The organism is Aeromonas sp. 602658 (genome assembly GCF_049173005.1).
GTDB lineage: Bacteria > Pseudomonadota > Gammaproteobacteria > Enterobacterales > Aeromonadaceae > Aeromonas > Aeromonas veronii_A.
Map to the genome: position 1 here is coordinate 101,415 of NZ_JAAKRF010000004.1, position 25,454 is coordinate 126,868.

16 protein-coding genes are annotated in these 25,454 nt (G+C 59.3%); 3 read left to right on the top strand and 13 right to left on the bottom strand.

Annotation, left to right across the window (positions count from 1 at the left end):
- Positions 1-28 precede the first annotated feature (28 nt).
- On the bottom strand, positions 29-1,546 hold the full coding sequence (locus G5253_RS06060) for a KAP family P-loop NTPase fold protein (RefSeq protein WP_266134677.1): 1,518 nt from the start codon (positions 1,544-1,546) through the stop codon (positions 29-31).
- Between the two features lie 363 nt (positions 1,547-1,909).
- Between G5253_RS06060 and G5253_RS06065 the strand changes: the two genes are divergently transcribed.
- The gene (locus G5253_RS06065) at positions 1,910-3,199 is read left to right on the top strand and encodes a sensor domain-containing diguanylate cyclase (RefSeq protein ID WP_266134678.1); all 1,290 of its coding nucleotides are present in this window, start codon (positions 1,910-1,912) and stop codon (positions 3,197-3,199) included.
- 86 nt (positions 3,200-3,285) lie between these two features.
- Here G5253_RS06065 and G5253_RS06070 read toward each other — a convergent pair whose 3' ends face one another.
- Positions 3,286-4,908 carry an acyl-CoA synthetase gene (locus G5253_RS06070; RefSeq protein WP_266134679.1) on the bottom strand — a complete coding sequence of 541 codons (1,623 nt, stop codon included), beginning with the start codon at positions 4,906-4,908 and terminating at the stop codon, positions 3,286-3,288.
- A 579-nt stretch (positions 4,909-5,487) separates the two neighbouring features.
- Between G5253_RS06070 and G5253_RS06075 the strand changes: the two genes are divergently transcribed.
- Positions 5,488-7,014, top strand: coding sequence for a YfcC family protein (locus G5253_RS06075; protein ID WP_266134680.1), 1,527 nt, complete (start codon positions 5,488-5,490; stop codon positions 7,012-7,014).
- 62 nt (positions 7,015-7,076) lie between these two features.
- Here G5253_RS06075 and G5253_RS06080 read toward each other — a convergent pair whose 3' ends face one another.
- Positions 7,077-7,265, bottom strand: a complete 189-nt coding sequence (locus G5253_RS06080; protein WP_266134681.1) for a hypothetical protein — start codon at positions 7,263-7,265, stop codon at positions 7,077-7,079.
- Positions 7,266-7,765: 500 nt separating this feature from the next.
- Here G5253_RS06080 and G5253_RS06085 point away from each other — a divergent pair, with 500 nt between their 5' ends.
- Complete coding sequence (locus G5253_RS06085; RefSeq protein ID WP_088868906.1) at positions 7,766-8,305, top strand: glycine zipper 2TM domain-containing protein; 540 nt, start codon at positions 7,766-7,768, stop codon at positions 8,303-8,305.
- 117 nt (positions 8,306-8,422) lie between these two features.
- On the opposite strand, the gene xdhC is transcribed toward G5253_RS06085, so the two are convergent.
- The 10 genes from xdhC to ygfK all read right to left on the bottom strand — a co-directional run bounded on the left by xdhC (position 8,423) and on the right by ygfK (position 25,377).
- Positions 8,423-8,908 carry a xanthine dehydrogenase iron sulfur-binding subunit XdhC gene (gene xdhC / locus G5253_RS06090; RefSeq protein ID WP_005336775.1) on the bottom strand — a complete coding sequence of 162 codons (486 nt, stop codon included), beginning with the start codon at positions 8,906-8,908 and terminating at the stop codon, positions 8,423-8,425.
- Positions 8,905-9,783 (bottom strand): xanthine dehydrogenase FAD-binding subunit XdhB, encoded by an 879-nt coding sequence (xdhB, locus tag G5253_RS06095; RefSeq protein WP_266134682.1) that lies wholly within the window; start codon positions 9,781-9,783, stop codon positions 8,905-8,907. The genes xdhC and xdhB overlap by 4 nt, the downstream gene beginning before the upstream one ends.
- Positions 9,776-12,094, bottom strand: coding sequence for a xanthine dehydrogenase molybdenum-binding subunit XdhA (gene xdhA / locus G5253_RS06100; RefSeq protein ID WP_266134683.1), 2,319 nt, complete (start codon positions 12,092-12,094; stop codon positions 9,776-9,778). Before xdhA ends, xdhB begins: the two co-directional genes overlap by 8 nt.
- Positions 12,095-12,470: 376 nt before the next feature.
- The gene (locus tag G5253_RS06105) at positions 12,471-13,772 is read right to left on the bottom strand and encodes an NCS2 family permease (RefSeq protein WP_266134711.1); all 1,302 of its coding nucleotides are present in this window, start codon (positions 13,770-13,772) and stop codon (positions 12,471-12,473) included.
- Positions 13,773-14,169: 397 nt separating this feature from the next.
- Positions 14,170-15,486, bottom strand: coding sequence for a guanine deaminase (guaD, locus tag G5253_RS06110; protein WP_127005655.1), 1,317 nt, complete (start codon positions 15,484-15,486; stop codon positions 14,170-14,172).
- 51 nt (positions 15,487-15,537) lie between these two features.
- Positions 15,538-17,061, bottom strand: a complete 1,524-nt coding sequence (locus G5253_RS06115) for a nucleobase:cation symporter-2 family protein (RefSeq protein WP_266134684.1) — start codon at positions 17,059-17,061, stop codon at positions 15,538-15,540.
- A 95-nt stretch (positions 17,062-17,156) separates the two neighbouring features.
- On the bottom strand, positions 17,157-20,054 hold the full coding sequence (locus tag G5253_RS06120; protein WP_266134685.1) for a molybdopterin-dependent oxidoreductase Mo/Fe-S-binding subunit: 2,898 nt from the start codon (positions 20,052-20,054) through the stop codon (positions 17,157-17,159).
- Positions 20,051-20,827 carry a molybdopterin-dependent oxidoreductase FAD-binding subunit gene (gene ygfM, locus G5253_RS06125; RefSeq protein ID WP_266134686.1) on the bottom strand — a complete coding sequence of 259 codons (777 nt, stop codon included), beginning with the start codon at positions 20,825-20,827 and terminating at the stop codon, positions 20,051-20,053. The genes G5253_RS06120 and ygfM overlap by 4 nt, the downstream gene beginning before the upstream one ends.
- 80 nt (positions 20,828-20,907) lie before the next feature.
- Positions 20,908-22,236, bottom strand: coding sequence for a putative aminohydrolase SsnA (ssnA, locus tag G5253_RS06130; protein ID WP_266134687.1), 1,329 nt, complete (start codon positions 22,234-22,236; stop codon positions 20,908-20,910).
- A 30-nt stretch (positions 22,237-22,266) separates the two neighbouring features.
- Positions 22,267-25,377 carry a putative selenate reductase subunit YgfK gene (gene ygfK, locus G5253_RS06135; protein ID WP_266134688.1) on the bottom strand — a complete coding sequence of 1,037 codons (3,111 nt, stop codon included), beginning with the start codon at positions 25,375-25,377 and terminating at the stop codon, positions 22,267-22,269.
- Between the last annotated feature and the right edge of the window lie 77 nt (positions 25,378-25,454).

Here is a 25,454-nt window from a genome sequence, read left to right on the forward strand (position 1 = left end):
CCTACCCGCACATTTAACTCGATATTATTCAATCAATATGCACGGCTAACTCGACAAGGTTTCGATATACTTTGAAGTCATTACACAGCAGTGATTGCTCCTTCTGAGATAGTACCGTCATAACCTCTTTCCCATTTACATTAATACTTTTCCCCATACGGTCGGCAACAATAAACAATTGATGTTCTACATTTTTGCAAAAAACCTTATTAATGAGGTGCTTATACGTTGGAAATATAACATCCAACAATGAGCAAGAATAAATATCATCTTGAAAGAAATGTGTCGACACCATCTGATTACCATCAGGTGAACGAACGGTCCTTGGTAAATTCTCACTAGGATTTAATCTTATCTTTATTGATACATCATCATATCGTGATAGAACATTTCCTAGCGATTGATTACCTACACCAAGATCGTCAGTGTACATTTTATTAATTACATTCTTATAAACTTCAGTATCAATGTCATACTGCAAACATAAGAAAACTATAAAATAAGCGTTTAACTTTTGTTGTTTATTGTAAAGCTGAAGAATGGACAACACTCTATCAATAAGCTGTTCTATTTTACGCAGTGAAACACCATGTGTTTCACTAAACAATAAAAACATGTCAACAAGCAACTTTTTACTGAAATCAATCGGCCAAAATGACTCAACATTAAAGTCAATAGCTTTTTTACTAAGATACTCTTCAATAAATACCTTTGTGGACACTAATGGCAGATTAAAACGACGCATAAAGAATCGACCTAAATAATTTTGCGCATCAAATCCATCTCCATATATTACCTTGATAGCATGCTGCAATTGTTCTGTATCTGTTGCCAATACAAAAACAACTTTAGGAATGTCGAATATATGCTTGATAGTCTCCAGCATTTCCACAGCATAGGAAGGGCGACAACGATCAAGCTCATCTATCAAAATAAATGCGGGATAGTTCAGTTCTCTTTCACTTAAACCAACAGCTCCCTCAACCCATTGCCGGATCTCATTTTTAAGATATTGGATAGATTCATAACGCTCTTTGTGATTGCTGCACAGTGTATCAACCAGCTTATCTGCGTCTTCGCCTTCCATAGAAAAGTCACCATCTTCAAGTCCAGCTTTTTTAATGGCTGACTTGAGTACCAATTTTCCGCCCACCTTGAGCAAACCCAATAGTTTGGACTTGATGCCATCAGGTATTGCAACCTTATTTCCTGTTGCATCTCTCAATTGCTCGATAATCGACGAAATCACCGTCAATAAGGGATCGTCGGAAAAGTCCTGTTGCCAGGCATCGATATAGACGGTGGGATAGTGCGCTTTCAGCTCCATATACCAGCGCTTGATAAACCAGGTTTTACCTGCCCCCCATTCGGCATTGAGGTTGAGCACATAGTTGCGCTGCTTGCCTTCGGCGGCGAGGTAGTTGGTCAGAAACTCGGCATAGCGGGCACGTTCCAGCCGATCACCAGCCAACTCTTCACCGCCCGCAATGGCCCCCGGCCCGTCCCACTGAACTGCGTCATCCCAATTAAACGGTGCCACTGCCATCTCGTATCTCTCCTTATTACGTTGCTGAGGATGATATCAGGGGCACAGTGAAAATAGTTTGATTAAAGACCTGTTTGTTGCCCTTTCTGCCGCTCGGGGTGGCGTATTTGATTGCCGATTAATTTCTCTGGTGCTAACCAACGATGCCGGGCTGATAAAGGGGGGAACAGGGTGATCTGCACAGCCACAGACTCAGTTGATTTCCTTTGACCACACCAACGATGACAATCGTGTGACATAGCGCAGAACTTGCGGAAATAAACGCGAAACCTGACCTGTTCGGTGCTTTATTTAAAACTGTTGATCTCTGTTGCGCGTCTTGTTCAACCGACCCATCGTAGCGACCCAAGGATGGCTAGCCCCATGAAGGATGAACCCTTCTCTATCCAGTTACAGCATGAGCTGGATCACCTCAAAGCCATCTTCAACGAGACGGACGCCTACATGTTTACCAAGGATCTGGCGGGCCGTTACACCTATGCCAATCAGGCGGTGCTGGATCTCTTTGGCTGCACCCTCGCCGAGTTGCAGGGGCAGGATGATCGGGCCTTTTTTGATCTCGAATTCTCCGACACCATTCAACGCAACGACCGGTTGGTACTGGAGCAGCAACTCGCCATCGCCCAGGAGGAGATCAACTACCTCAAATCCACCGGGGAAAAGCGCTGCTACTGGACCGTTAAAAAGCCCATCCATGACAAGGATGGCAACCTGATCGGCCTGTGCGGCATCTCCACCGATATCACGGAACACAAGCTGATTGAGGCCCGTATGGCCGAGCAGCATCAGTTGCTGGAGATCATCCTGGCCAACGTGGATGCCCATATCTATATGAAGGACAGCCAGCACCGCTTTCTCTACGTCAATCAGAAGGTGTGTGCCCTGCTCGGTTTACCCGCCGAACAGATCATCAACCGCAGCGATAATGAGCTGTTCTCCCCACACGGAGCCAACCAGCTGTGGCAGCTGGACAACCGGGTATTCGAAACCGGCGAGCTGCAAGCCGGGGAAGAGATGCTGACCGATCCCGAAGGCAATCAGCACTACTACTGGTCGGTCAAGGTGCCCTTTCTGCTGGGGGATGGCACTCCCACCCTGATCGGTATCTCCTCCGACATTACCGAACTGCACCAGCTCAAGGAGCAGCTGCACCAACAGTCGGTGCGCGATGGCCTCACCGGTCTCTACAACCGCCGTTTCTTTTTCGAGTTGTGCGAGAAGAACCTCAGTCTGGACATGCGCCACCACCTCACCTCGGTGCTGATGGTGCTGGATGTGGATCAGTTCAAGTGCATCAACGATCGCTTCGGCCATCCCCTTGGGGATAGCGCGCTGGTGCATCTGGGCAGGGTGATGCAATCGGTGCTGCGCAGCGAAGATGTGCTGGCCCGCATCGGCGGTGACGAGTTTGCCATCTTGCTGCCCAACACCACCCTCTTGGCCGCCGCATCCTTGGCCGAGCGGCTGCGCCTGCAGGTGATGCAAAGCCCGCTCCCCCTGCCCGATGGGGATAAGCTGGTCATCACCATCAGCGCAGGGCTGGTGGAAAATGGCGAAGGGGAGCTGATGGAGAGCCTCTACGCCCGCGCCGATCAGATGCTCTATCAGGCCAAACAGAGCGGCCGCAACTGCGTCGCCTGCAAGGCTCCCTAGCCACACAACGGGAGGGCCAGCAGCCCTCCAGACCCCTTGTATCTCCCTCCTATGAATGGCTGTGCTGGCTCCTTACGAACAGGCGGCTACCCCAGCTGTTTGCGCAGCACGAATTTTTGCACCTTGCCGGTCGAGGTCTTCGGCAGCGGGGTGAAGATGATGCGTTTGGGGGCCTTGAAGTGGGCCATCTGCTCACGACAAAAGGCGATCAGCTCCGCCTGGGTAGTCTCTCGCCCCTCTTTCAATTTCACGAAGGCGCAGGGTACCTCCCCCCACTTCTCATCGGGCATGGCGATCACCGCCGCTTCGTCCACATCGGGATGGCGATAGAGCACATCTTCCACCTCCAGACTGGAGATGTTCTCACCGCCGGAGATGATGATGTCCTTGGATCTGTCCTTGATCTCCACATAACCGTCCGGGTGCCATACCGCCAGATCGCCACTGCGAAACCACCCCTCCGCCATCGCCTCGGCGCTGGCCGCCGGATTTTTCAGATAGCCTTTCATCACCACATTACCGCGCAGCACTATCTCGCCCATGGTTTTGCCATCCTTGGCCACCGGCTCGCCACTGACCGGATTGATAACCCGCATCTCCCCCTGCAGAGGTGACGCAACCCCCTGGCGCGCCTTGAGGCGGGAGAGCGCAGTGGCATCCTGCCCCTGCCAGCTTCTTTGCGGCTCGCACAACACGCAGGGGCCATAGGTTTCGGTCAGGCCATAGACGTGGGTCACTGCGATCCCCATAGCCTCCATCCCGGCGATCACGGTGGCGGGGGGCGCAGCGCCGGCGGTCATCACCTTGATGGGGTGATCCAGCCCCTGCTTGAGTGCCGGATCGGCATTGTTGAGCATATTGAGCACGATGGGCGCCGCACAAAAATGGCTCACCTTGTGCTCGTGCAGCGCCTCATAAATGGCGGCCGCCTGCACATGGCGCAGGCAGATACTCACCCCGGCGGTGGCCGCCAGCGTCCAGGGGAAACACCAGCCGTTGCAGTGAAACATCGGCAATGTCCAGAGGTAGACGGGATGTTTGGGCAGCTCCCAGGAGAGCACGTTGTTGATGGCGTTGAGGTGGGCGCCGCGATGGTGATAGACCACCCCCTTGGGGTTGCCGGTGGTGCCGGAGGTGTAGTTAAGGGATATCGCCTGCCACTCATCTTGCGGCAACCAGCCTGGCTCATCGCCACTCCCTTGCGCAAGGAACTGTTCATAGTCGAGGTCACTGACAAGCGCCCCCTCCCGGTAGAGGGGATCGTCGATGGCGATGACCAGCGGCTGGCTCTTCAGCAGATCCAGCGCCTTGCGCACCACAGGGCCAAACTCCCTGTCCACCAGCACTACCTTGCTCTGGGCATGCTGAAAGATAAAAGTCATCGACTCGGCATCGAGCCGGGTATTGATGGTGTTGAGCACGGCGCCGCTCATGGGCACCCCAAAGTGGGCTTCAAACATCGCCGGGATATTGGGCGCAACGATGGAGACGGTATCCCCCTCCCCGATACCGTGAAGCCGCAGGGCCGAGGCAAGCTGGCGGCAACGGCGGGCGGTCTCGCCCCAGCTCTGGCGTAGCGAGCCGTGGATCAGCGCCAGATAGTCGGGATAGACCCGCTCCGCCCGCCCCAGAAAGCTGATGGGGGTCAGGGCCTCGAAATTAGCGGCGGTTTTGGCAAGGTCGCGCTCATAGATGTTCTGCACTGTCATCGGATTCCTTCCTCACAGGTGGCACAAAACGGGCAGTTTTGGGATCAATCAGAGATCAGCAAGCGACATGGGCATCCTGCTGCCAACAGGGGCCACCTGTTTTCGTTGCAAAAAAAATATTTCATTACGGGAAAGCGTGCCATTTTTTTCACAGGCTGTTTTTGGCGAATAACGAAATATGACGATAATGGAATATTATTCCGTCAAAGCTGCTTTATATGCCACTCCATTCATCTCGGCGCGCACTATTTTCATAACTTTTATTTAAGGCAAGCCACGTTAAACAAAAGCTGAAATAGTTATTGCATAATAATTTTTATTTCATCCCAGCTGTTAAATCCATGACAAATAAATTCTGTGAGCCATCCCATAAAGCGAGCATGGCGCCATGTTCATCCAGCCGCGCACGGGTTACGGTTACAACGTGAAACAATCTACCGGATGTTCAATATCAGGCCAGATTTCTCGCCAATCACTACGCAATACACAGTGAGTTTGCGTACCTTGGATGTATGACGCAGAAACCCTATCGACCCGATATTCCGCCGAGCCCAAACCTGCTTTATCAAGGAGCATTTTATGTGTGCCGTGCCAAATACCACACCACGCAGACAATTCCCTACTGCATTTACCATTCTGTTTCTTATTATGTTACTGGCCATTGCGCTGACCTGGATAATTCCGGCGGGCGCCTATGCCAAGCTCTCTTATAATCCGGCCAGTGAAAGCCTGATGGTCAATAGCCCACAGGGGGAAATAAGCCGACTTCCCGCAACCCAGGATGCCCTGGCAAAACTCAATATCAATATTGCGGTGGAGCAATTTACCAACGGCACCATCCGCAAGCCCATCGCTATCCCCGGTACCTATGAGCGACTGGCCCAAGCGCCCAAGGGGCTTTCCGACGTGGCGGTGAGCATGGTCAAGGGTACCATAGAGGGGGCCGACATCATTGTCTTCATCCTGGTACTGGGGGGACTGATCGGCGTCATCAACAAGACCGGCGCCTTCAATGCCGGGCTGGTCGCCCTCTCGCGCAAGACCCGGGGCAATGAGTTCCTGTTTGTGGCGCTGGTCTGCTTTGTGATGGCGTTGGGGGGCACCACCTGTGGGCTGGAAGAAGAGGCTGTCGCCTTCTATCCCATCCTGGTCCCCATCTTTCTTGCGCTCGGCTATGACTCCATCGTCTGTGTGGGGGCCATCTTCCTTGCCGCCTCCATGGGCACCACCTTCTCCACCATCAACCCCTTCTCGGTTGTGATCGCCTCCAACGCCGCCGGCATTCCCTTTACCGAGGGGCTGATCTTTCGCGCCATTGGCTGTCTGGTGGGCACCCTGGTGGTGATCAGTTATCTCTACTGGTACTGCAAGAAGATCAAGGCCAACCCTGCCTTCTCCTACACCTATGAGGACAGAGAGAGTTTTCGCGCCCGTTTTCTCAAAGAGGGCTCTATGGACGAAGGGGTGCCCTTCACCCTGCGCCGCAAGATCATTCTGACCCTGTTTATCCTCGCCTTCCCGCTGATGGTGTGGGGCGTCTCCATGGCCGGTTGGTGGTTTCCGCAGATGGCGGCCTCCTTCCTGACCATCGCCATCATCATCATTTTTATCTCGGGTCTCAAAGAGAAAGAGGCGGTCGAGGCCTTCACTCAGGGGGCGTCGGAGCTGGTGGCCGTCTCCCTCATCATCGGGCTGGCGCGGGGGGTCAATCTGGTACTGGATCAGGGGATGATCTCGGACACCATTCTGGCCTACGCCTCCGATCTGGTCTCCGGCATGCACGGCGCCGTGTTCGCGGTGGCGCAGATGCTGGTGTTCACCCTGCTGGGGCTGGTGGTGCCCTCCTCCTCGGGGCTCGCAGTGCTCTCCATGCCCATCATGGCGCCGCTGGCAGATACCGTGATGATCCCCCGCTATATCGTGGTATCGGCCTACAACTGGGGGCAATACGCCATGCTGTTCCTGGCACCCACCGGACTGGTGCTGGTCACTCTGCAGATGCTCGGCATCCAGTTCAACAAGTGGGTCAAGTTCGTGCTGCCCATGGTGGGCTTTGTGTTGGGATTTGGCGCCCTGATGCTGGTGGCGCAAGTGATGTTGGCCTGATGGAACTTTGATATATGAGTGACAACACCCCGTGCCTGGCGCGGGGTGTTCTTTTGTCAGCCTTAGTGGCGTACCCGCCCCTGCTGGCGGAAGCAGTAGAGTCTAAGGCTGATGTCGGCGATATCGGCAGGAAGCTCCTCTCCCTGCTCGGCCAGGGGTCGGTAGAGGGATGAGAGCAGACGTTCGGCCTGCTGCACCGTGATGATGTTGGCCTGGATGGCCGGAGTGATCCAGCTGGGTAACATTGACATATCTCCCCCTCGTTGATCCGGTGATCTCGGGTGAATCTCTTCATTTCAGGTCTTACGCAGTTGTCTGCCGACCCGCTCACCCTCTGCTTCACCCAATCAAAGCAAAATGCTTGCCGTGATCTCTTATCGGCCAACATCCGATGGGGCTGGAGCCATTTATCAACCACTTGCGTGGCCATCTCAACGAACAGAGCCCTTGTTCAGACCTCCCTTGACCTGTCCCCGTCAGCACTTTGCCACTCTGGCATTCTGCTCACCGCCCGCTTTGCAAATTGCGACTCGAATTGCCCCTTATCACAAAAGCAAAGCCCGCCATGCGTCGGAAACTGGTCACTTTTAGTCCGTTGTCGCCAAAGCCAGATACTTTTTCATGGTGGCTGTTTTTTGACCTTGCCAGTGCCTGTCGCAAGCCCATCCCCCTCGCCTTGTCCGGCCAACCGGTTATGACAAGATGGCGCCAGATTGGAACAGCCCGTATGGGTATGCAGGAGAACCATAAAATGAACAGATCCATGATGGCAGGTATCGGTATTGGCATCGCCTCGGCCCTGGCGCTCTCGGCGGCGGCCAGCGGCTCCCTCTTTACACCCCAGCCCACCTTTGCTGAGGTGATCGCAAGCAAGCCGATCACCGAGACCATCAAGACCCCCCGCCAGGAGTGTCGCAACGTCACCGTGACCCACCGCAAGCCGGTACAGGATGAGCACAAGATCCTCGGCACCGTGGTGGGCGCGGCGCTGGGTGGCGTGGTCGGCCACCAGTTTGGCGGCGGCAGCGGCAAGAAGGTGGCTACCGCCGCCGGGGCGGTCGCGGGAGGTTATGCCGGCAATCAGGTGCAGGGCAATATGCAGGCGGGCGATACCTACACCACCACCGAGCAGCGCTGCAAAACCGTACAGGATACGAGCGTCAACACCATTGGTTATGACGTGACCTATCGCCTCGCAGGTCAGGAGGGGGTGATCCGCATGAAGCAAGCCCCCGGCGCCACCATTCCGGTCAAGGAAGGCAAATTGGTGATCGACCAGCCAAAAGTGTGATGTCTCCAGACCCCACTCAGCAGCAGGCCCGCCTCTTTCGAGGCGGGCCTGTGTTTTTGGGCGGCTTGATTTCCTTTTTTCAAACAACGGCACGCACCACTCACGGCACCCGAACTATCACCCTTTGCAGCACTTCTTCACCGCCCGCACCACGTTCTGATAACCGGTACAGCGGCAGAGGTTGCCCGACAGCCCGCGGCGGATCTCCGCATCGGTCAGCGGACGACGTTCGGTCTTGTCGAGCAGGGCGGCGCTCGCCATCACGAGGCCCGGGGTGCAAAAACCGCACTGCACCGCCCCCTCGTCGATAAAGGCCTGCTGCACGTCGGAGAGCTCGTTCCCTTTGCGTTCCCCCTCCACGGTACGAATGGATTTGCCATCGGCCCACACCGCCAGATAGAGGCAGCTGTCGATGGCAGTACCATCCACCCGCACGGTACAAGCGCCGCACTCACCGACACTGCACCCCTCTTTCACGCTGATAAGCCCCTGCCCGCGCAAAAAGTGGAGCAGCGACATGGTGGGCGGCACTGCATAGGAGTAAGGCTTGCCGTTGATCTCGCACTGGATCTCCACGGCGGGACAGCTTTGCGGTTGCATCATAGGATCTTCCCTCCGGCACGTTCGACTGCGCAGGCGACCACCCGCTGCGCCAGGGTTTTGATAAGGTGCAGGCGAAACTCCTTCTCCGCCCGCCAGGAGGATCGCGGCGCCACATCGGCCACCACAGCCTCGGCAATCGCGGCCAGTGTGGCGCGAGTCAGGGGTTGCCCTTCGGCTGCCGCTTCTGCGTGAGGCGTGCGCACCGGGGTCGGGGCCGCCACCCCATAGGCCAGCCGCAGGCGCTTGAAGTGACCATCCTCAATCTGGCAGTAGGCGGCGCAGCCGATGGTGGCGATATCCATGGCATCGCGCATGGCGTATTTGAAGTAGTGGGAGCCCACATGGGGGTGAGAATCCGGCGCAAAGTGGAACGCCACCAGAATTTCCGCCGGTTGTAGCGCCACCTTGCCGGGACCGGTGTGAAAACCGGCGATGGATATGCGGCGCGTACCATCGGGGCCGGCGATTTCCAGCTCCGCTTCCAGCGCGACAGTCGGCGCCGCCGAGTCTGCACTGGTGGCGCCGTTGCAGATGTTGCCGCCATAGGTGGCGACGTTGCGGATCTGCGGGCCGGCGATGGTGGCGGCCGCTTCAGCCAGCATCGGCAGGCGGCGCTGCACCAGCTCGTTTTCAATCAGCTCGGTAAAGGTGGTGCCGGAGCCGATACGGATCGATCCGTCCGGCAACTCGCTCACCCCTTTGAGTTCGGGCAAGTCGTGAATATCGACGATATGGCGATAGGCGGCGTTGAGGTGATGCAGCTGGATCATCACATCGGTGCCGCCTGCCAGCAAACGCGCCTCGGGGTCAGCCTGACGCAGGGCGACCGCCTCGGCCACACTGTGCGCCTTGTAGTAACGGGCAATATCAAACATGGTGTTGCTCCTCCCCTGCTCCCTCGCCAATCAAACCCGCCGCGACAAACTCCCGGAACAGGGTCTTGGGGGTGATGGGCAGCTCGTTGATGGCGACGCCGGTCGCCATGCGAATGGCGTTACGGATGGCGGGGCCCGGCGAGATGATAGGCGGTTCCCCCAGGGATTTGTGGCCATAGACCGACTGGGGCTCGTAGGTCTGCACGAAGTCGCATTCAAGCTCCGGCAAATCCAGCATGGTTGGGAACTTGTAGTCGAGCAGGTTGGGGTTGCGCACCACACCGGTCTTGGCGTCGATGATCATCTCCTCGAACAGGGACCAGCCGATCCCCATCCCCATGCCGCCATGCACCTGTCCCTCCGCCAGCTGCGGATTGAGGATCTTGCCTGCATCGTGCAGGTTGATGATGCGATTGATGGTCACCTTGCAGAGATCGATATCGACGCTGAGATCGACAAAGGTACAGCCGAAACTGGGCGGGTTGGTGGTGGTCTTGTGGGAGACCTCGGAGGTGATCTGGCCACCGATGGTGAGGTGGTAGTAGGCGTTGACCGACACCTCGGCGACGCTGATCAGCACCTTGTCCGGCGCACCGGCCAGCACCACGTAGCCGTCGATCAGGGTGAGCGATCCCACATCCTGATGGCAGAGTTGGGCCGCCAGCGACAAAATGCGGGCCCGCAGCTGCAGCGCCGCCTGATGGATGGCGGGGGCCGCCACATAACTCTGGCGCGAAGCGAACGAGCCAGGATCATAGGCGGTGATGTCGGTATCCTGGGTCGAGATGACCCGGATCTGCTCAAACGGAATGCCCAATGTCTGGGCCGCCATCTGGGCAAAGACGGTATCCGATCCCTGCCCTATCTCTGTGGCGCCGATCTGCAGATTGACGGTGCCATCCTGATTGAGCAGCATGCGGGCACCGGCAATTTCGACCCCCACCGGATAGGTGTTGGAGCCGTAGCTAAAGCACGCCACCCCGATGCCACGCCGCACCCGGCTTGCCGGATCCTGCGCCAAGCACTCGGACTTGAGTCGATCCCACTCGAACATCTCGCGACCACGGATCAGGCAGTCGGGCAACCCGGCGCTGTAGATGGTCTTCTGGTTGACCTGATTGACGTCGCCTTCCCGCGCAACGTTGGCGATGCGCACATCAAGCGGATCCAGCCCCAGTTCGGCGCAGGCGTCATCCAGCATGCACTCGAGGGCAAAGATCACCTGCGGCGCGCCGTAACCGCGCATGGCACCGGCAGTGGGCAGGTTGCTGTAGAAGGTTTTGGCGTCGTAGCCAAAGGCGCTGCGCGGATAGAGGTAGCTGATCTTGTTGCCCCCGGCGCTGGCGATGGAGTGGCCGTGGGAGGCATAGCCGCCGGTGTTGGAGAGCACGTCGAGCTGATAGCCCTTGAGGGTGCCGTCGCGGTTGAGGCCTATCTTGCCATCGATTGCAAAGCCGTGGCGGGTGCGGGAGGCAAAAAAGCACTCCTCCCGGCTCAGGGTCACCTTGACCGGCACGCCGCCGAGCTTGTAGCTCAAAAACGCCGCCATCGGCTCTTCCAGCACATCCTGCTTGTTGCCAAAGCCGCCGCCCATATAGGGCTTGATCACTCGCACGCTAGACCAGGGCAGGCCGAGGGACTTGGCCACCCGGCTACGCACTATCTGGGGGATCTGGGTACTGCTGACCACGATGATGTGGTCCGGCTGATCCATATAGGCGTAGCAGGTCACCGTCTCCAGATGGCAGTGCTGCACCACCGGCGTCCGGTAGTGCCCCTGAAACTGCAGATCGGCCGCTGCGATGGCCTGCTCCGGGTCATTGGCACGAAGCTGGCTTTGGCGCAGCAGATTTCCGCTCGGGTGGATGGGATAGGCATCGTCGGCCAGCGCACTTTCAGCATCCGTCATCACCGGCAGTGGCTCGTAGGTTACATTGACCAGGGCGGCAGCCTTCTCGGCCACCAGCGGATCGCGCGCCACGACTATGGCGACCCCATCACCAAAGTGGCGTACATGGTCGGTGAGCAGGCGGCGGTCTTTCACATCCCGTTTGGCCTCATCGAGGGACCAGGCGTGACCGGCAGTGCGAAAGCAGGTGGTGGGGACATCTTCATGGGTAAACACGGCTTCGACCCCGTGCAGGGCCAGCGCCTCGGTCGCATCGATGGCAAGCACCTTGCCGTGGGCAATATTGCTTCGCACGTACTTGGCGTGGCGCATCCCGAGCATGATGTTGTCATCGGTATAGCGGGCGCTGCCGGTCACCTTGGCCTCGGCATCCACCCGCTTGAGCGGTAATCCTATGGACATATGCAAGTCCTTTTTCGAATGGAAAAATCTGGAACCGGCATAAAAAACAGCAAGATATGCGCCTGTTTCCCGTCATCGTCAGGATAATGGGGAGAAGTGTGAAGGGGATCCCATCTAGCCCGCTTTTGTTGGCCCGAAGCGACAAGCCAAGGGCAGCCCCTGAGCAAACGGGGCACATCAGCGGTGAAAAAAGCGGCAGAGCGAGGAGAGCAAGGGTGGAAGCCTATCAATCTGGTAGGATGATTTATCAAAATGGTATCGCGATGCCCCCCCCCAACTTCGGAAACGGCCTAGGCGTGATGCCTGCGTGGGCGGGCTAAAAATAACAGGTATAAAAATGGGGCCGCCAGAGCGACCCCAAACGGGAGGGTTATCCCTAAATAGCCCACCCCCCAGCATAAAAGAGCACCAGCGCCAGGGCGATGACCACGGTGCCAACGTTGAGCTTGTGCCACTCCTTCGAGCAGATGCGGCCGATCACCAGCGAGCTGAAGCCGAGCATGATGCCGGTCACGATGTTGCAGGTGAGCACGATAAAGACCGCGCACACCAGCCCGGACATGGCCCCGACAAAGTCATCGAAATCGAGCTTGGTGACGTTGCTCAGCATCAAGAGCCCCACATACATCAGGGCGGGTGCAGTGGCATAGGCCGGCACCAGATAGGAGAGCGGCGAGAGGAACAGCATCAGCAGGAACAGGCCGCCAACCACGGTAGCAGTCAGGCCGGTTTTGCCCCCCGCCGCCGTGCCCGCCGCCGATTCGATATAGACGGCAGCTGGCGCCGCCCCCACCAGACTGGAGAAGATGCTGCTGACCGAGTCGGCACTGAGCGCCTTGCCGCTGTTGATGATGTGACCATCCTTATCAAGCAGGTTGGCCTGCCCCGCCACGGCGCGGATGGTACCGGTGGCATCGAATACCGCCGTCATCACCAGCGCCAGCACGCTGGGCAACACCAGCGGCGAGAGGGCCCCCATGATATCCAGACTGAAGATGAGGGACTTGCCTTGATCGTCCGAGAGACTCGGCAGGGCGAACAGCCCCTGATAGGTCACCGCCGGATCGAAAATAAGGCCGAAGATGGAGATGGCGATGATCACCAGCAGGATCCCCCCCGGTACTCTCAGCTTCTCCAGCCCGAAGATCACCGCAAGGCCGATCAGGGACATAATGACCGGCATAGAGGTAAAGGCTCCCAGCGCCACCGGCAGCCCCTCCAGCGGGTTCTTGATCACCAGCCCCACCCCGTTGGCGGCGATAAGCAGCAAGAAGAGACCAATCCCGATGCCGGTGCCGTGGGCAATCCCCATCGGCAGGTTGTCGAGGATCCAGCTACGCACCCCGGTCACCGAGATGGCGGTAAACAGCACCCCCATCAGGAAGACGGCCCCCAACGCCACCGGAATGGGGATCTGCTGCCCGAGCACCAGACTGAAGGCAGTAAACGCCGTGAGGGAAATAGCGCAGCCGATGGCCATCGGCAGCTTGGCCCAGAGCCCCATCAAGAGCGAGCCGAACCCCGCCACCAGACAGGTGGCGACAAACACTGCGCCGGGGGGAAAGCCCGCCTTGCCGAGCATGCTCGGCACCACGATCACCGAGTAGACCATGGCAAGGAAGGTGGTGAGGCCCGCCAGCACCTCCTGTCTGACGTTGCTGCCCCGCTCGCTGATCATAAAGTAGCGATCAAGAGCCGTGAGCGGCTGTTGCTTTGCTGCGCTCTGGCTGGCGTCATCATTGGCCAGCTGTTCCACGCTGTTTGTCCTGCTGTTTGCTTGGGTCATACCCAACTCCTTCACACGCGCCTGAATGTTCCATGACGAAATGGCGACAGGATCTGCGGGTCTGCCGAGCGCCAGTCTGATGAGACACAGGCGATGGCGGCAGAGGATGCGACAGACAGACCAGGGCTGGCAGCCTTGACTCAAACGTTTGCCTTGCTGGTCAAAAAAACCGGGCCATTTCACGTTCTATGCGGGGAGATCCCCTGTGGTGCGGCAAGACTGGCGCCCCTGTGGGGCACGCCAGCCGCCGTATTCGTTGGGGCTGCGCCGCGGCAGCCCACTCCAGCCCCTACCCCCGTTCATGCACCAGTTGGCCATCCACATAGGTGCGGTAGATGGATCTGTCATCCCCCAGGGTCAACAGCACAAAGAGCTTGTCCCGCAAGGTGGTGGAGTTGTCATAACGCAGCTGCTGCAGCGGGGTGGCGACCGGGTCGAGCACCACGAAGTCCGCCTCCTTGCCCACCGCAAAGCTGCCGATCTTCTCGTCAAGCCCCAGCGAATGGGCGCCGCCCAGGGTCGCCAGATAGAAGGCCTGATAGGCCGAGAGCCGCTCGCCCTGCAACTGCATCACCTTGTAGGCCTCGTTGAGGGTCTGCAGCATGTTGAAGGTGGTGCCGGCGCCTATGTCGGTGCCCATCCCCACCTTCACCTGCTTGCGCCACGCCTTGTGCAGCTTGAAGAGGCCACTGCCGAGATAAAGATTCGAGGTGGGACAAAACGCGATGGTGGATCCGGTCTCCTTCAGGCAATCCCACTCCTGTTCTTCCAGATGGACGCAGTGGGCAAACACACAGTTGTGGCCGGTCAGGCCATGCTGGTGATAGACATCGAGATAACCCTTGTGCGCCGGAAAGAGGGATTTGACCCAGGCGATCTCGTCCTTGTTCTCGCACAGATGGGTGTGCAGATAGGTGGTGGGAAACTCTTCGCGCAGTCGCCGCGCCATCGCCAGCTGCTCGGGTGTCGAGGTGGGTGCAAATCGTGGTGTGATGGCATAGAGCAGGCGACCATTGCCGTGCCAGCGCTCGATAAGCTGCTTGCTCTGCACATAGCTGCTCTCGGCGGTATCGAGCAGATAATCGGGCGCATTGCGATCCATCATCACTTTGCCCGCGATCATCCGCATATTGATGCGGCTGGCCGCCTCGAACAGAGCGTCTACCGACTCGGGGTGAACGGTGCCGAACACCAGCGCCGTGGTGGTGCCGTTGCGCAGCAGCTGCTTGATAAAGAAGGTGGACATCTCGCGGGCATACTCGAGATCGTTGTAACGCCGCTCGGCCGGGAAGGTGTGGCGGTTGAGCCACTCCAGCAGCTGCTCGCCATAGGCCCCTACCATCTCGCTCTGGGGATAGTGAATGTGGGTATCGACAAAGCCCGGCACTATCATCTTGCCGCGATAATCGCGCACCCGTACCTCGGTCGGAATGCGAGCTTTTCCCTCCTCCCACTCACCAAACCAGTCGATGCAGCCGTTGCGAATGATCAGCAGGCCATCCTCGATAAGGCGCGCGTTGGACTCAATCTCCTCGGGCTGATCCACCACCCGTGTGATATCGAAGAAGCTGCCGCGTACCGCTTTGACAGAGTTGTCGTTTTTCATAACCGTTTCCCTGTTTTTCTTGTTCTGTTGACGTTTTTGCCGGTTTAGCCGTCAGATCCGTTCCACTTGCGGCGCCACCGCCTGCCCGGGCACTGGCTCTGGTGACCCCTCACCCTTGCTGGCCGATGACAGGCCCGCACTGCGGGCGGTAAAGATCACATCCGGCTTGTCGCTCAGCTGGATCACCTCCACCGCCTCGGCATCCCTGACGGCCACCCTGCGTTTGCGGCTTTGCGGCAGCACCAGATTCATGATGATGGCGGTGATGCCGCCGGCGCAGATGGGGTTCTCCACCAGCATGTAGATACCCGCCGGCAGCACCTTGAAGACGTTCGGGTCATAGGAGACCCCGAGCCCAAGACCAAGCGAGGTGGCGACGATCAGGGTCTCCCGTCGATCGAAGCCGTGGCTGATGATGATGCGACCACCGGCGATGGCGATCATCGAGAACATGATGACCATGGCGCCCCCCATCACAGGTGACGGTATGGTGGTAAAGAAGCGCCCCACCACCGGGAAGAGCCCCAGCAGCACCAGGATGACGGCGATAAACTTGCCCACATGGCGTGACGCCACTCCGGTCATCTGGATGACGCCGTTGTTCTGGGCAAAGGTGGTGAGTGGCAAAGAGCCGAGGGCCGAGGCGATCACCGATACCAGACCGTCCGCCAGCACGCCGCCGGAGAGCCGTTTTTGAAACTCGGGGCCCTGAATATCCCGGTGAGAGACCATGGCGGTGGCGGTGATGTCCCCCACCGCCTCCAGCACGCTCAACAGATAGATGGTGCCCGCCAACATAAAGGCGTGAAAATCGAAGGAGAAACCGTACTTGAACGGGATAGGCACCGTAATAAGCGGCAGGTTCTCAAGGGCGGAAAAATCCACCATACCGAGCATCAGGGCCACCGCATAACCCACCAGCAGGCCGATTGCAATGCCGCTCATCCGCAGCAGCGGGCTTCGGCTGCAGTTGAAGGCGATGATGACGCAGAGCACCAAGAGCCCCAGCCCGATGTTCTCGTATTTGCCAAAGGTGCCGCTGCTCATGGCGGAGAAGCCGCCGCCAAAGTCGATGATCCCTACCTTGATAAGGCTCAGACCAATCATCAGCACCACTACCCCGCTCACGGTCGGGGTGATCACCCGCTTGAGGTAGGGCAGCACAAAGGAGGAGCCCATCACCAGAAAGGCACCGACAAAGGAGACCCCGAGCAGAGTCGAGACGATCAGCTCCTCGTGGATGCCATCTTTTTTCATGGCGCCGCCGAGGGCGATCATCACGGTGACGAAGGAGAAGTTGACCGACTGGATGGAGAGCAGCCCAGAACCGATGGGGCCATAACGGTTCACCTGCAACCAGGTGCCGATACCGGAGGCGATCATCGCCATGGAGACCAGATAGGCGGTGATCTCGGTGGAGAGGCCCAGGGCGCCACCGACGATCAGCGCCGGGGTCACCATGGGAACAAAAATGGCCAGCAGATGGGTCACTGCACCCATCAGGGTTTGATAAAACGGGGGTTTGTCTTCCAGCTCGTAAATGAGATCCGAGTGCTTGCGTGTTGTTTTAGACATCGTGTTTGTCCCATCACACAGAATGTAGGCGGAGTACTCATTCCGCCGTCAGGCGCTGGGGGCGAGCTGGCGCCCGCCCCTCACCTTTTCTTTTGTTATGCCGACACTTTTTGCTCCAGCTTACCCAGTTCGCGCAGGATCTGCTCCGGCGTGAAGTGCCACTTGCGCAGCCAGACACCGCAGGCATCGTGGATGGCGGTGGCAATGGCGGGCGCAGCCCCGTTCACCCCGATCTCCGAGATGGACTTGGCGCCGTAAGGGCCGACCTTGTCATCACTCGGTACCAGGAAGGCCCGGAAGTCGCGCGGAATATCGCCAATCTTGGGCGCGCCATAGCTCTTCAGATCCCGGGTGAGCGGGATGCCCTTGCTGTCGTAGCAGATCTCCTCGCTCATGGTGTGGCCGATGGCCCGCATGGTCGCCCCGTAGATCTGGCCGAGGGCCAGCTCCGGGTTGATGGGGGTGCCGCAGTCGAGCAGGGCGTAGAACTTGTCGAGGCGGATCTCGCCGGTTCTGACGTTGACCGCCACCTCGGCGAAGTTGGCGCCATACGGGAAGGCAAGCTCCGAGGTGATGTAGCTGGCAGTGCCCACCAGAATACCGAAGCCGGTACCGGTCTCGGCCTTGTGGGCCAGCTTGGCGAGGCTCACCTCCCCCAGCTTGCCGCGTACTATGCCCGGGTGAACCAGCTCCACATCCTCCACCGGCTCGCCCAGCATGGCGGCGCCATGGAACAGGATCTTCGCCTTGAGGTTCTCTGCCGCCATCTTGGCCGCATTGCCGGAGAAGCAGGTACCTGACGAGGCGTAGGCCCCCTTGTCGAACAGCGCGTGATCGGTATCGCCGGAGATCACGTGCACATCGCTGAGCGGGCAACCGAGCACCTCGGCGGTCAGCTTGGCCACCACGGTATCGAGGCCGGTGCCGATATCGGCGCCACCGGAGTGGACGATAAAGGTGCCGTCCGATTCCAGTTTGACCATGCAGTTGGCCTGATCGATGTCCGGGATCCCCGATTTTTGCATGATGATGGCGACGCCACGGCCGATGCGCCAATCCCCGTCTGCGGGTTTGGGGCTATCCCAGGCAATCAGTTCGCGACCCTGTTTGAGGATGGGCTCGAGGGCGCAGCTGGCGGCGTGGGGTACAGAAGTGGGCATCTTGCCCTCGCCGATGGCCCCCAGCACCTTGAGGATGTCCCCTTCATGCACCCGGTTGTGCTCCACCATGTCGAGCTGATCGATCCCCAGTTTCTCGGCCAGCTCGGCAATGGCCATGGTCAGCGCGAAGTTGCCCTTGGGCGCGCCGTAGCCCTGATAGGCGCCGGTCGGGCAGATGTTGCTGTAGTAGGTGTTGACGGTAAAGCGCACGTTGTCGCACGGATAGAGCGGCAGGGAGAGCGCCGGGCCGTTGCTCGGCACCGTCAGAGAGTGGTTGCCGTAAGGACCGGTGTTGGCGCGAAAATCCATCTCGATGGCGGTGATGGTGCCATCTTTCTTGGCCCCTACTTTCACCTTCACCTTGGCCACATGGCGGGAGGTATTGCTGATGAACTCCTCTTCACGGGTGTAGCGGAAGGTGACCGGACGGCCGGTGACCCTGGTCGCCCAGGCGCACACCTCTTCCAGCAGGATATCCTGCTTGGAGCCAAAGCCGCCCCCAACCCGCTCCTTGATCACATGCACCTGGTGCTGCTTCATGCCGACGATGCGCGCCACCTGACGACGCACGTGCCAGGGCACCTGAGTAGAGGCGTGAATGACCAGACGATCGCCATCCATGTAGGTGAAGCAGATGTGCGGCTCGGTCGGGCACTGCTGGGCCTGGGTCGATTCGTAGGTGCGCTCGACAATCTCGTCCGCCTCTGCAAAGCCTTTGGCCACGTCACCGATCTGGCCATGGACGCTGGCGGCCAGGTTCTCGTGCGGGCGGGAACCGATGGGGAAGTTGATGATCATGTGCTCGTCGCCACGGCGTACCGAGCAGGCGTTCTGCTGCTCGAGATCCGCCGGAGCGCCGGCCATGTAGACGATGGGCTCATCGTGAACCAGCGGCGCATTGGGGGCCATCGCCTCGTCAATGCTCATGACCGCCGGCAGCACTTGATACTCGACCTCGATGAGCTTGAGCGCGGCCAATGCGATGGCTTCGCTCTCGGCCACCACGGCGGCCACCCGGTCACCGACGTGACGCAGCTTGCGGCCAAACATGCGGCGATCCAGCGGTGACGGCTCGGGCGCGCTCTGGCCACCCGGGGTGTAGTAAATATCCGGGCAGTTGAGGTGGGTGATGACGTGCACCACCCCCGGCATGGCTTCGGCGCGGCTCACGTCGAGTTTGGTGATCACCGCATGGGGATGGGGGCTGCGCAGCATCTTGATGACCAGCGCATCCTCGGTGACCCGATCCTCCACGTAGCAGGGTTTGGCCTGCACCATCTTGGCGGCGTCAACCTTGGGGCAGCTCTTGCCGATGTGGCGCAGATCGTCGCGAAACTCGGGGGCAATCTGGCACAGGTAATCGGGATCCTTCATCCGTGAACTGGCAAGCTCGATGGCCTGATAGAACTGCTGGTAGCCGCCGTCCCGGTGAAAGAGACCCGAGAGCGCGTCGTCGATTTGATCACGGGTCGGTTCGGGATGGCGATCAAGCAGGTCGGTGACGATGAGCGCCGCAGCCGGATCGTTGTAGCCGGACTGCACAACTCCAACGTCCACCATTGCCTGCTGCACCAGACTGAGCTGGTTCCAGCTGCCCAGCGACTCGGCGGTGCGCACGTCGGCTCCATCCAGCTGGGCGGCGATCAGCAGGGAGGCATTGATCACCTTGCCATTGAAAAGAATGGCGTCGGAGCCGGCAAAGCCAAAGCCGTCGTCGCTGTTGCGCACCGAGTGCATCCGGCACTGGTTGAACAGCACCCGCTGGGCATTCTCGCCAGCCGGGGTGATGACGGTGCGCAGGGCACCGTTCAGTGTGAAGTTGAGTTCCATCATGCCTGTACCTCCTGCTGCTGGCACTCCACCAGCAGATCCGCCACCACTACCCCGCTGATATAGCGCTTGTAGGTCACGCTGCCGCCGAGATCCTCACGGGGCGCAACCAGCTCGCTCACGGCCGCTTCCAGCGCGGCATCGTGCAGATCGCGGCGCTCCAGATCCCGCAGGCGCATCGGCTGCGGAGTAACGCCAGCGACGGCCACCCGCATCTCGCCAATGCTGTCGAGGGCTACCGCGGCGGTCATCACCGCCAAGCCGTCGGCGTTGCGGCTGATGCGGCGAGTGGCGCAGCGCAGTTCAGGCTCCGGCAGCACAACTCCGAGCACCAGGGCATTGCGCTGGCCCGCCAGATAGGCGTCGATGGGTTGCAGCAGGTTGTTCTCCAGCACGACCACGGCTTCGAGCACCAGCAACACCGTCAGCAAGGGGGAGTCCTGCTGTTGGCAGGCAAGTTCGCCACCGAGGGTGGCCTGATTGCGCAGATGGCGGGAGTAGACAAACCCCAGCGCGTCGCACAGGGCGGCCGGAGTACGGGGATCATCTTTCAGGGTCTGCAGGGTGACGGTAGCGCCGATATGGAGCTGGCCATGCTGTTGCTCAATCTGGTTCAGTCCCAGCTTGTCCAGTGAGATAGCGACCTTCTTGTCGGTGCGAGTCGGAGCGGCGTTAAGCTTGCTGCCGCCTCCCATGTAGACGGCGTCGTTGCCGAAACTGGCCTTGAGTTCCAAAGCCTGACCCAGTTGCTCGGGTCGGAAAAATTGCTCAATCATGTGTCGTCCTTACTCTTGCTGCCCGCCGCCGGGGTGATCCACAGGGCGGGCAATCCGGTCCAAAACTGTGGAAGGTGGCCTTAGGCCAGCTGATCCATCCGTTGCCACAGGCGGCTCGCCACCTTGCTGGCCTGCTCATAAATGGGCGCGACATCGAACGGGAACTCGCGATCCTGATAGACCATGCGCCCCTCTACCATCACGCTGTTGACCGAGGATGAGCCCATGCCAAAGGCGAGATGGCCGCCGAGGTTGCGCGGGGCCAGCGGGGTCGGTGCGCCGTAGTCGCAGATGGTGAGGTCGGCCTTGTAGCCGGGCTCCAGGCGGCCAAATTTGGCGCCGAAGTTGCGCTCCAGCAAGGTGTTGCCGTTCCAGAGGAAGCGGGCAAAGCTGTCTGGCCACAGCGCGCCACCGGCATCCTTGTGCTTGAAGTAGGCGAACTTGAGCTCTTCGAGCATGTCGGAGCCGATACCATCGGTGCCGAGCGCCAGATTGCGATACTCCGGCAGGTGCACGTTGTAGCCCACATGGTTGTTCATGTTGGAGCGGGCGTTGTGCACCAGGAAGGCATCGCGGCTGTTGAGCAGCTCGATGTCGGCCGGGCTCAGGTAGATACCGTGGGCGACAAGCGACTTGCTGTCGATAAGGCCAAACTCGTCCAGCCGGGCGATGGGCTCCTTGCCATAGTGGTGGTGACCGTGAGCCATGTCGTAGCGGTCTTCCGCCACATGGATATGCAGACCGCGACCGGTGACCTGCACCGCTTCGCGCAGCATGGCCAGCCCCTCGTCAGGTACGGTGAAGGGGGCGTGAGCGCCGATATGGGCCTCCACCAGATAGGGTTCGTTCCCCTTGGCTTTGGCCGCATCGATCTGTTGGGCGAACAGGATGTTCTCCTCTACCCCGGCCTGCAGCTCGGCGAGACCGCCGTTGCGATCCGTAGTCTCGAAGCAGGTCATGCCACGCAGACCCGCCTCCATAAACCCTTTGCGCAGCACATTCAGGGAGCCCTTGATGAAGTTGGGCGACGCGTGGTGGTCGATCACCGCGCTGCAGCCGCTCTTGATCGCTTCCAGCGAGCAGATGAGACCGCTGTAGTAGAGGGACTCCTCATCGAGCGCCCGATCGAGCCGCCACCAGAGGTTTTTCAGAGTGGAGATAAAGTCCGGGCTGGGGGCGATGTTGGCCATGATCCCCCGCGACAGGCCGGAGTAGAAGTGGTTGTGGGCACAGACGATGCCCGGCATCACCAGCTTGCCGCCCATCTCCCGATAGTTGGCCTCCGGGTAGAGGGCCCGCAGATTGGGCCCCACCGCTTTGATAAGCGATCCTTCTATGGCGATATCCACCCCTTCCAGCACCCGGGTCGGCTCCAGCTGGACGGCGGTGACGTTCTTCAGAATAAACATGGTGTGCTCCTTCGCTTATTCGTTATTCGCTCAGGCCTCGACGGCCCCCAGCAGGTAGTGGTGATGAGCATGGACATGGCTGATGATCCGGCACATGTCGCCAAGGGCCGCTGGCGCATCCTTGATCCGGCTCTGGGCGTCTATGGTCAGGCGATAGGTCTCGCCATCCTGACGCACCCGCAGTTCGCCACCGTCAGCCAGATAGAACCCGGGGTTGCGGCTGTTGTCGAAGTCCTCGGGCAGGCTGAAGATGGTCACCTTGTCCTGATAGGGCTTGCCCTGCCACGGGCAGAACTGGGCGCAGTTGCCACATTCGTTGCAGTAGGCATCCAGGTGCAGGGTCTGGAACTGATCCTTGAAGCCCGGCACCGCAATGGCGACGTTGGCCCGGTTGGGGCAGACATCCACGCACTTGCTGCAGAGGTAGTTGCACTCGAGGCAACGGTGCGCCTCTTGCGCCACGAATGCATCGCGCTCGTTCTTGTCAACCATGGTGACGGCGATGCTCCCCTTGCGGCGGTAGATCTCATCCTTGCCCGACGGCTGGATGGTCACTTCACTCTGCTGGCTGGCGACATGCTCGCGAGAGAGCACCAGATCCGCGGCGCGGCGGGCACCACCAATGGCGCCGACAATGGAGGACGGGCCGCTCTGCACGTCACCGATGAGGAAGACGTTGCGACGGCTGGTTTCGCCGGTCTGGCCATCCACCTCGGGCCAGCCATCGCTGCCAAGAGGAATGCCCATGGCTTTGAGCACCTCGCAGTCAGGCTGCTCGCCGATGGCGGTGATCAGGGCATCCATCTGCATCACTTCGGTCTGCGCGGTGGGCACCGGACGGCGGCGGCCCTGCTCGTCAGGTTCCCCCAGCGCCATCATCCGCACGGTGAGCTTGCCATCTTTCTCAAAGCGATCCGGATTGGTGAGGAAGCAAAAACGCACCCCATCCTCCACCGCTTCCAGAAACTCCTCACGATAGGCGGGCATCTCTTTTTCGCTGCGACGGTAGATCACGGTGACATCGCTGACACCCGGCACCTTGAGGGCGGCGCGGGCGCAGTCCATGGCGGTGTTACCGGCGCCGATCACCGCCACATGGCGGCCCAGCGGCAGCGGTTTGCCCTGATTAAAGCTGCGCAGGAAGTTGAAGGACTTGTAGACCCGATCATGCCCCCCTTCTAGACGCATGCCGCCATTCTTGTCGGCACCGATACCAACGAAGACATAGGTAAAGCCCAGGGCGTGCAGCTTGTCGACGGTGAGCGCCGGATCGCAACCAAACTCGAACTTGACCCCGTGGGCGGCGACAAAGTCGATATCGTGCTGGATAAGCTCAGCCGGGATGCGGAACTCGGGGATAATGTGTTTGACCACGCCACCGGCATCCGCTTCGCGCTCGAACACGGTGACCGGGTGGCCGGCGCGGGCCAGGAAGTAACCGGCGGAGAGACCGGCCGGGCCTGCACCAATCACCGCAACCGGGTGCTTGTCACCGCTGCCTGCCGGCTTGTGCCAGCGGGCCTTGTACCCTTCCCAGCCGCGCTCCAGCGCTACTTTTTTCAGCTCGCGGATATTGAGAGGGCTGTCGTAGTCGAGACGGGTGCAGTTGTACTGGCACTGGTGATCGCAGATGTGGCCGGTGATGGCAGGCAAGGCGTTGCGCTGATAAATCAGCTCAAGGGCCGCGACATACTCCCCCTCGCCCATCAGGCGAATGTACTCGGGGATATCCTGATGCACGGCGCAGGCGGTGACGCAGGGTGCCACATAGCAGTCGGTCAGCGGCAGACCGCCCCCCACTTCGATGCGATCGTCGGACTTCCACTCCTTCTGGGTGTAATCCATGGTGAGCGCCTTGGCGGCAAGCGCTTCCAGCTTCGCCACATCCACCTGACTCATGGCCCAGCTATCGGAGGCATCGATCTCTTTGAGGCACTCGATCTGGCGCAGGTAGCCACCCGGTTTCAGCAGGTCGGTGGCCATGGTGATGGGACGAATACCGGTCTCGAAGATCGCGGCGATGTTGAACTTGCTGGCGCCACCCGAGTAGGAGATGGGCAGCTTGCCATCGAAGGCGCGAGACAGCACGGCCGCCACGTTGATGGAGAGCGGGAACAGCGCACGGCCGGACATATACATCTCATCCCCCGGCAGCGCCCCCTTGCGGTTGATGGTGCCAAGGGTATTGGTGAGCTTGACCCCGAAGGTGAGCCCCTTCTCGGCCCCCAGCGCCATCAAGCGAGTCAGCATGGCTTTGGCCTGATCCAGCTTGAGGTCGTGATCGAACGACTCTTCGCTCAGACCAATGTAATCAAAGCCGCAGGTATCGAGGATCTCGCGCACCCGCGGGTAGCCCAGCAGGGTCGGGTTCAGTTTGACGAAGGTGTTGAGTCCCTTCTCTTCCAGCATGTAGCGGCAGATGGCCTCAATTTCGTTCGGCGGGCAGCCGTGCATGGTGGAAAGGGTGACACCGTGCACCAGATTGGCCGGGATGCGATCCACCAGCTGTTGCAGGCGATCGCGCCGCGCCCCCAGCCCCAGCTCGGCAATAAACTGCTCGTCGGCCACGAGGTCACGTACCACCTGCTGGTACTCGGCAAACTTCGGAGTGCTGCTGGCATCCATCAGGCTGTGGATAAACTGCTGCATCGGTGGCTGTTTGATGCCATCGAGGTTGTAACCCACGCTCATGTTGAAGATGAAGGACTTGGCCTCCCCTTCAAGACGCGGGTCAAACACCTCCTCCAGCAGGTAGAGGGCAAACCAGGCTTTAAGATACTCGTCAAATGCCTTGGGCAGGGTGAACTCGGTAGACCACTCGGTATTGAAGCACTCATCCTCGGCATCGATACAGGGCTTTTCCAGTTCGAGACGGTCCAGGATCTGCACCGTCTTGAGCTCGATAAAGCGCCCGCCGGTCAGCCAGGAGGTGACGATATTCTGGGCCAACTGGGTATGGGGGCCGGCTGCCGGGCCAATGGGGGTCTCGCAGGTTTCACCGAACACCTTGATCTTGCGCTCGTCCTGCTTGCGATAAAATTGTGCGGCGGGAATACCGAAAATGCTCTGACTCTCTTTATATTCCGCGAAAATACGGGTCAGCAGGTTCTTGAACGGAACGGGTCGCATAATATCGCCCATGGCTATCTCCTTGCAGCTGTTCTGCCCATTGGCAGCATGAATAAATGGGGTATCCCGCACGGGTGTTCCCCCTTGGC